7 protein-coding genes are annotated in these 7782 nt (G+C 39.5%); 1 reads left to right on the top strand and 6 read right to left on the bottom strand.

Going from position 1 to position 7782, the window contains the following annotated elements:
* Positions 1-296: 296 nt before the first annotated feature.
* The 6 genes from glmS to sigW form a co-directional block, all read right to left on the bottom strand.
* Complete coding sequence (gene glmS / locus SAY88_RS21755; protein WP_332634300.1) at positions 297-2099, bottom strand: glutamine--fructose-6-phosphate transaminase (isomerizing); 1803 nt, start codon at positions 2097-2099, stop codon at positions 297-299.
* Between the two features lie 402 nt (positions 2100-2501).
* Complete coding sequence (gene glmM, locus SAY88_RS21760; protein ID WP_332634301.1) at positions 2502-3848, bottom strand: phosphoglucosamine mutase; 1347 nt, start codon at positions 3846-3848, stop codon at positions 2502-2504.
* Between the two features lie 28 nt (positions 3849-3876).
* Positions 3877-5115: a CdaR family protein gene (locus tag SAY88_RS21765; RefSeq protein ID WP_332634303.1), complete on the bottom strand. Its 1239-nt coding sequence runs from the start codon at positions 5113-5115 to the stop codon at positions 3877-3879.
* Positions 5108-5932, bottom strand: a complete 825-nt coding sequence (gene cdaA, locus SAY88_RS21770; protein WP_332634304.1) for a diadenylate cyclase CdaA — start codon at positions 5930-5932, stop codon at positions 5108-5110. The genes SAY88_RS21765 and cdaA overlap by 8 nt, the downstream gene beginning before the upstream one ends.
* A 120-nt stretch (positions 5933-6052) precedes the next feature.
* A complete protein-coding gene (locus tag SAY88_RS21775; RefSeq protein ID WP_332634305.1) occupies positions 6053-6691 on the bottom strand; it encodes an anti-sigma factor in 639 nt (212 codons plus the stop codon).
* Positions 6692-6705: 14 nt separating this feature from the next.
* A complete protein-coding gene (gene sigW, locus SAY88_RS21780; protein ID WP_332634306.1) occupies positions 6706-7269 on the bottom strand; it encodes an RNA polymerase sigma factor SigW in 564 nt (187 codons plus the stop codon).
* 208 nt (positions 7270-7477) lie between these two features.
* Between sigW and SAY88_RS21785 the strand changes: the two genes are divergently transcribed.
* Positions 7478-7654, top strand: coding sequence for an aspartyl-phosphate phosphatase Spo0E family protein (locus SAY88_RS21785; protein ID WP_332634307.1), 177 nt, complete (start codon positions 7478-7480; stop codon positions 7652-7654).
* The last annotated feature ends 128 nt before the right edge of the window (positions 7655-7782 follow it).

Genomic DNA, 7782 nt, shown 5'->3' on the forward strand with positions numbered 1-7782 from the left:
GCCCTTAACATTTTTATATACCCATAGTACGAGAGCGCTATCAATTATAAGGCTAGGAGTTATTGAAAGGAAACATGTTGTCTAATTTAAAACGCTTAACAACTGACTCAGTAAAAGTTAAAACTTTTTACTAAGCGAATTATCGAAAACAAACTAAAAAAGGGTTGTGCCAAAGGTCAATTTCTGACCTTTGGCACAACCCCTTAGCACTGAGAGGATTAGGTTTCTCCTCTCAAGGCGCCTAAAGAACGGAACCATTTCCGTCTCTTCTTTTGAATTTGAAACAGCTTTTTGTATTATTCAACCGTTACACTTTTCGCCAAATTACGAGGCTTATCAACGTCACAATCACGGTGTAGAGCTGCATAGTAAGAGATTAACTGTAGCGGAATAACAGTTGCTAGTGATGTTAGATGTTCATGCACCTTTGGAATAACAAACGCATCTCCATCATGCTCTAAGCCTTCCATACTAATAATACAAGGATTAGCTCCACGAGCTGCAACTTCCTTAACATTTCCACGAATACTTAGGTTAACATGTTCTTGTGTTGCAATCGCAATCACTGGAGTGCCGTCTTCAATTAAGGCAATTGTCCCGTGCTTTAACTCTCCACCAGCAAATCCTTCTGCTTGAATATAAGAGATTTCTTTTAACTTGAGAGCACCTTCTAAGCAAACAAAGTAGTCAGCCGCACGGCCAATGAAGAAGCAATTTCTTGTTACAGCAAGGTAATCTCGAGCGATTTGCTCTAATCTTTCTTTTTGATCACAAAGAGTTTCCATTGCACTTGCAACAATTCCAAGCTCTTGAATAGGATCAAAATCAAGCTCAATCCCTTTTGCATTTGCTGTATCAACAGCTAGCAGTGTGAGAACAGCCATTTGTGCTGTGTAAGCTTTCGTCGAAGCAACTGCAATTTCAGGACCCGCATACGTGTGTAACGTAAAGTCTGCTTCACGAGAAAGTGTTGAACCAGGTACATTTGTAATGGTTAATGCTTTGTATCCTTTTTCTTTCACATCAACTAATACACCACGAAGATCGGCTGTTTCACCACTTTGTGAAATAAAAATAAAGAGTGGGTTTTCTGATAGAAGCGGCATATTATACAAGAATTCACTTGCAATATGAACTTCTACTGGACGTTGAGCTATTTTTTCAATCAGCTGTTTTCCAACAAGACCAGCATGGTAGCTAGTTCCTGCAGCAATAATATAAATACGATCAGAAGATTTCATTGCATTGCGAATATCTTCATCCAAACGAACGGTTCCATCCTCATTTTGATACTTTTGGATGATGTTACGGATAACAAAAGGCTGTTCATCAATTTCTTTTAGCATAAAATGAGGATACGTACCTTTTTCAATGTCGCTCGCATCTAGTTCTGCTTTATAAGGAGAACGTGACATTACTGTACCATCAAGTGTTTTGATCGTAATGTCATCACGTGATACTAGGACAATTTCTTTATCCATAATTTCTACAAATTGATTAGTTACTTGTAACATTGCCATCGCATCAGAAGCAATTACGTTCACACCATCGCCAACACCTATAAGAAGCGGACTCTTATTCTTTCCAACATAGACTAAGTCAGAGTTCTGTTTATCAAGAAGCGCAATCGCATAAGAACCTTTTAATAAAGATAATGTATGGCTAAATGCTGCTTCGACCGTTTGACCTTCTTTCACAAAACGATCAACAAGTTGAACAATAATCTCTGTATCCGTATCACTTTGTAAGTCTACACCTTCTAGATAGTCACTCTTTAACTGTTCATAGTTTTCAATAACACCGTTATGAACAAGTGTAAAACGTGCTGTTTCACTTTGATGCGGGTGAGCATTCGTACGACTTGGTACTCCATGCGTAGCCCAACGTGTATGACCTATTCCTACCGTTCCATCAACTTTTTCATCTACAACATTTCGTAGTGCTGCAATACGACCTTTTTCTTTAAATACGTGAACTCCATCATCGTTTGCAACCGCGATCCCTGCTGAGTCATAGCCACGATATTCTAACTTTTCTAATCCACGTAGTAAAATTTCTTTCGCATCTTCTGATCCAATATATCCAACGATTCCGCACATAAATAATTACCTCCCGAAGTTGGGGGCAAGAAGCTTGAGGGCAAACTTACCCCCACTCTTATCTTTTTTTAGAAGGCATGCTTACTTCTGGCTTTGTGCAAAGAGTTGCCTCCTTGTTTTACTCAGAAGTTTAACGGTTGTCATGCTTACAACCGGAGGGCATCCGCCGAACATTCGATACTCCCTCTCCTCGTCAACTATATCCACTATAGTCCAGGCGCTTTACATTTTTCTTTTTCGATCCTCCTTTCCATTATTGACTTGCTTTATCATACCTTACCCATCTTAAATCGTCAATGAGAAGTAAATATTTAACAAACTTTTTCAAAGAGTGAGTCTGACTCTATATAAAAAAGTATGCATAAGCAGCCTGTTTTGTGCCACTTATGCATATATACACTTTTATTCGTCTAGACCCATTTCTGCTTTAACAACCTCTACAATTTGATCAACATATTGATCACAAAGCTCTTTAGTCTTTGCTTCAATCATTACTCGGACAAGCGGCTCTGTTCCAGAAGGTCGAACAAGAACTCTGCCTTCCCCTGCCATTTGAGCCTCGACCTCACCAATCACTGCACTCACTTTTGCGTTTTCAGTGACCGCATTCTTATCTGTAACTCGAACATTTACTAATTTTTGAGGGAATGTTTCCATCACAGAAGCGAGCTTTGATAATGGCATATTTGTCGCCTTCATAATATTAACGAGTTGCAGCGCTGATAATAATCCATCACCAGTCGTAATGTGATCTAGGAAGATTATATGACCGGATTGTTCACCGCCGATATTATACCCACCTTTTCTCATCTCCTCCATCACATACCGATCTCCGACAGATGTTTGTTTAGCCTCAATTCCTAACTCTTCTAACCCTTTATAAAAACCGAGGTTACTCATTACTGTTGACACCACAGTATTGTGCTTTAACCAACCTTGTTCCTTCATGTACTTCGCACAAATAAACATGATTTTGTCACCATCAACGACTTCACCGTTCTCATCGACAGCGATTAACCGATCAGCATCTCCGTCAAAGGCAAGACCAATTTGTGCACCCTTTTCAAGAACGAAAGCTGAAAGCGCATCTGGGTGAGTTGACCCACAATGTTCATTAATATTAATACCATTTGGGGATGTTCCCATTGTTGAAATATCTGCCTCTAAATCAGCAAATAAATGAGGAGCTAATGATGATGCAGCTCCATGTGCACAATCCAAAGCGATATGAATGCCTGAAAAATCTTCTTGAACTGTTTGTTTTAAGTATTGAAGATACTTTTGTCCACCTTCAAAATAGTCGGTTATTACGCCAAGAGCCCCTCCTGTTGGTCGAGGAAGTTCATCTTCACTATCTAAAAGACGCTCAATTTCAGCTTCTTGATTATCTAATAATTTAAATCCATCGGGGCCAAAAAACTTAATTCCATTATCAGGAACAGGGTTATGAGAAGCTGAAATCATCACACCCGCGTTTGCACTTAAGGCCTTTGTTATAAACGCGACACCAGGAGTCGAAATGACTCCAAGTCGCATCACTTCTGCTCCAATCGAAAGTAGTCCTGCAACAAGTGCACTTTCTAGCATTTCTCCTGAAATACGTGTATCTCTACCAATCACAACACGAGGCTTCTCCGTGTCCTTTGTTAACACGTATCCACCCATTCTACCTAATTTAAAAGCTAGTTCTGGGGTAAGTTCCGTATTAGCAACCCCACGAACACCATCAGTACCAAAATAATTTCCCATTATTTATTCTCTCCTTCAAAACAAGTCATCACTCAATACGCGATCTAATCTCAATTGGAATTGTCGTTTCAGCAGAATCAAAACGAATATTTGGAGGGCCGTTAATTTGCACCTCTATCTCGTGTTCACCGGACGACAAATCACTGACATCTACAAATGCCTGTATATCAGTTTCTGTTAATTTTGCTAGCAGTTGTTCCGCACCTCTTGCTGTAATCGCTAACTCTCTCGTTTCATCTCCATTAAATGTAATCTCTTCCCCATCACGACCACCAATGACTTCAACCGGTATGTCCGTAAATTCTTGCTCTTCCTCAGTACTAATTGATACGGAAACACTCACCTTTTCTGGTGTAACACGCTCCACCCCTGGTGGAATAGGTACTTCCATTTCTATCGTTTGACTTTCTGTTAATTGACTAAGGTCTAACGTCCCTACTTCAACGACATTCATACGATCAATCACATCTCTTGGACCATATACCGTCAATTCTTCAGGTTCAATCCTGACTTCATTTATACTAACTCCGTCTGGTAATTCTCCTGTTCGAGTTACCTTTCCTGGAACCGTACGATTCGGACTCGTAATTGGGACTTTTACATCAACAACCTGCGGATCAACCGACAACGTCAACTCATTCCCATCTTCATCATAAAGCCTTACAGGTGTTGTCTCTTCAATCGCTCTATCAGCTCCCGCAACGTCCACATACGCTTTTACTTCATGAACTTCCGCTACTAGACTTCTCGCTGCTGTCACATCAACATTTAAGGGAGAGACAATAGGCGTTCCAACCGTATAACCTTCCTCAACTTCACTAGAATTAATAATATCTACTTGAACTGGGAAAGAAACGGTTTGCTTATCTTGAAGTTCCACTCTCACATATTGAGGTACAATTGAAACACTTAAATCACTTGGAAAGTTACGATGCTGTACACTTAACGTATGAACACCTTCTCCTCGTTCTCTAACATCGACAAACACTTCATAGGAAGGCCTTGTCAACTGAAACAAAGTAAGAGAGCTCTGAGGCCCTTTTAAATTCACTTGAACATGTTCTGTTTTATCTGTGATCGCATAATTCTCCTCATCATAGTAAACCGATAACTCCACGTCTTCTAACGTATATGAAGCTGGAGAGATAGATGGTAATACTCCAGGCTGAGAAGCCATATTATCAATGTTCACCATTGTAAACAACATCAAGGCAATAAAGAAAGAGATGATCTTAACAAACCAATGGCTGTTGAACAACTTATCCATTTTTCTTCCCTCCCCACTGCCAACGTGAAGTGGTTGCTTGCTTACTTTCAAATAACAGCTCTCTTTCTAACAAAGAACGCAGCTTTTCCTCATCTAGTTCTCTATGTAGTTCGCCATTTTTCGTTAAAGAGATACTTCCCGTCTCCTCTGATACAACTATGGTAATGGAATCTGTTACCTCACTTACCCCTAAAGCAGCCCGATGTCTAGTTCCCAATTCTTTTGAGATAAATGGATTTTCAGATAACGGCAAGTAACAAGCTGCCGCTAATATTGTATTCCCTTTTAAGATGACTGCTCCATCATGCAAAGGTGTATTCGGAATAAACGTATTAATTAACAACTCGGATGTTAAATGTGCATTCATTTGAATCCCTGTTTCTACATAATCTGTCATCCCTGTTTCACGTTCTAAAGACATTAACGCACCAATCCTACGTTTTCCCATGTAGGAAGAAGCTTTCACTATGGCATCAATTGATTTTTTCGCAGAATCATCTTGAGGCGTAGTTCTGCTCGAGAAAAAACGCCCTCTTCCTAACTGCTCTAGCGCCCTTCTAAGTTCAGGCTGAAAAATAATAATAATGGCTAGCAAGCCATATGTAAATGTTTGATTCATAAGAAATTCTAACGTTCGCAGACCTAAAAACCGGCTTAAAAACCAAACCGCTAGAATAACTGTAATTCCTTTAACTAACTGAACAGCCCTCGTACCACGAATAATCATGATCGCTTTATAGACGACATAGGTAACGAGCAATATATCGATAATTTGCCCTACATAATTGAGCAAACGAAACTCTCCTAAAGAAAACATGGCTCTTCCTCCAAACCATTAACATACATCGAAAGAGGAACCTAAGCAAGGTCCTCTTTCCCTTGTCCATTATATCACAGTCTACGTTCAAAGTTTAATTCTACATTATTAAGAGAGCCCCTATTTATCGGAGCCCTCATTATTTGTAAAGGATACCACTTCTTTAAAAAAGTTTTTCACATGATACCATACCCAATCCAACGCTTGATTGAGCTCTTGAATTTCTCCAGACACATGCCCAACCGACGCATAATATGATTCACTATTAACAAGTAATACATTACCTTGAACTTCTCCATCAACTTGAAGCAGGCCATTCCTTATTATTAAGTCACCTTCGATTACCTCACCCTCAGGTACGATAACTTTCCCACTTTCTTGATCAATTTGAACTTTACCAGACCCTGTCACAACTACCTGCTCATCGCCGGTATTCCAAAGAGATGAGACACTTGCTAACATGAGTAAAAAGAATACGGCCGCCGATACAAGCAACGGGTGTTTTCGTGTCCATTGTTTCCACTTAGACGTTTGTTTCCGTTCTGGCAACCTTGCCATAACATCTTCTGTAAAACTAGGAGGCGCTTCAATGTGAGATGCACTTTGCACAAAAGCGATGACTTTTTTTAACTCTTTAAGGTGTTGCCTACAAGGAGCACACGAAGTTAAGTGCTGGTCCAGTTGCTTTCTTTCTTCGTCAGTTGCTTCAGAATCGACGACTTTTTGAATTAATTCTTCATATTTTTGTTCACACTTCATGTTAACACCCCTTCCTATACATGGCGCATTCTCTTCCTTAGAGCTTCTCTGCCTCTATGAACTCTCGTTTTAACAGTTGATTGCGGTATATCAAGAATGTCACTAATTTCACTAATGGATAGATCTTCCATATATTTAAGAATGATTGCTGTACGATACTTAAGGGGGAGTTGATTAATTTCATGTTGAATCCACTCTTGCATTTCAATCGTAACGACCTGATCTTCAGGCCTTTCCTCGTCTGCTGCCAATTGAGATTCAAAAGTTAATCCTTCAGACCCCTTCACTTCATCCTGAAGGTAAAAATCTGGCTTCTTTTTACGTAACCGGTCAATCGCTACATTTGTTGCAATGCGAAATAACCATGTAGAAAATTTTCTATTCACATCAAACCGATCGATGTTCGTATATGCACGTAAAAAAGCTTCCTGTGCAACATCCTGTGCTTCATGGACATTCCCTACCATACGATAGGCAACTTGGTACACTTTGTCCTTATAGAGTTCGACAATTTCCGCAAACGCCTGTTGATCACCTTTCCTCACTTCCCGGATTAACCTTTTTACAATTGTATCCATCAAACTACCCCTACCTACATTCATTCTGACATAACATACGTTTTACATACCTCAAAAGTTTCAAAATTCACTTGCACGTGCAAAAAATCAGTTTTACATCTATCATAACACGATTCCTATGTTTACCTCTGTAAAAAAAGGGTATAAAAAGAAGACACAAAACTATCAAATCGATTGAGGAACCAATTTTCGATAAGGATGTGATAATATGACGAAAGACAAACAATTACTTTTGCAAGAAATTGAACAATACAGAACGCTTTTAAATGAAAAAGCGAAAGAAACCCCACTCATTTCAGAGGAAATGATCTATTTCAGTCATAAACTAGACGAACTTTTAAACAAATACCAATCACTAACAAGTAAAACACCTTTAAAACATTAGATCAAAAAATAAAAAGCCATAGATATTATCCATGACTTTGTTTGAAGTATGTATGGTGGAGCCTAGCGGGATCGAACCGCTGACCTCCTGCGTGCAAGGCAGGCGCTCTCCCAGCTGAGCTAAGGCCC

The organism is Halalkalibacter flavus, assembly GCF_036663575.1.
Classification (GTDB): domain Bacteria; phylum Bacillota; class Bacilli; order Bacillales; family Bacillaceae_D; genus Halalkalibacter; species Halalkalibacter flavus.

Excerpts from the sequence above, each read along its gene's own strand:
- glmS (WP_332634300.1), bottom strand. The coding sequence starts at position 2,099 with ATGTGCGGAATCGTTGGATATATTGGATCAGAAGATGCGAAAGAAATT.
- glmM (WP_332634301.1), bottom strand. The coding sequence starts at position 3,848 with ATGGGAAATTATTTTGGTACTGATGGTGTTCGTGGGGTTGCTAATACG.
- SAY88_RS21765 (WP_332634303.1), bottom strand. The coding sequence starts at position 5,115 with ATGGATAAGTTGTTCAACAGCCATTGGTTTGTTAAGATCATCTCTTTC.
- cdaA (WP_332634304.1), bottom strand. The coding sequence starts at position 5,932 with ATGTTTTCTTTAGGAGAGTTTCGTTTGCTCAATTATGTAGGGCAAATT.
- SAY88_RS21775 (WP_332634305.1), bottom strand. The coding sequence starts at position 6,691 with ATGAAGTGTGAACAAAAATATGAAGAATTAATTCAAAAAGTCGTCGAT.
- sigW (WP_332634306.1), bottom strand. The coding sequence starts at position 7,269 with ATGGATACAATTGTAAAAAGGTTAATCCGGGAAGTGAGGAAAGGTGAT.
- SAY88_RS21785 (WP_332634307.1), top strand. The coding sequence starts at position 7,478 with ATGACGAAAGACAAACAATTACTTTTGCAAGAAATTGAACAATACAGA.